The following is a 447-nucleotide window of genomic DNA, read 5'->3' on the forward strand; positions in this document are numbered from 1 at the left end:
GTGCTGCCATTTTATGAGTCGCAGGGCCTGCCAATGCTGAGAATACTGACCGACAGAGGCACGGAGTACTGTGGCAAAGTGGAGCAGCATGATTACCAGCTTTATCTGGCGATAAATGACATCGACCACACGAAAACCAAAGCAATGTCACCGCAGACCAACGGTATCTGCGAGCGGTTCCACAGAACGATATTGCAGGAATTTTATCAGGTGACGTTCCGTAAAAAGCTGTATGGAGATCTCGACACATTACAATTGGATCTTGATGAATGGCTGGTTCACTATAATAATGAGCGAACTCATCAGGGAAAAATGTGTTGTGGGCGGACGCCGATGGAAACATTACTTGATGGAAAACGCATCTGGGTTGAGAAGAATTTAAGCCAGATGTAATCTGACAGACACCTGTATAAATAACCGGTAACTGTCAGGTCAGGTCTGAGCTAA

The 447-nt window shown here is 45.9% G+C and carries 1 protein-coding gene; it reads left to right on the forward strand.

The features are described from left to right. On the forward strand, positions 1-393 hold a 393-nt coding region (locus M989_RS24045), incomplete at its 5' end, for an integrase core domain-containing protein (RefSeq protein WP_157093603.1). Positions 394-447 lie beyond the last annotated feature (54 nt).

It is taken from the genome of Kluyvera georgiana ATCC 51603 (assembly GCF_001654985.1).
GTDB lineage: Bacteria > Pseudomonadota > Gammaproteobacteria > Enterobacterales > Enterobacteriaceae > Kluyvera > Kluyvera georgiana.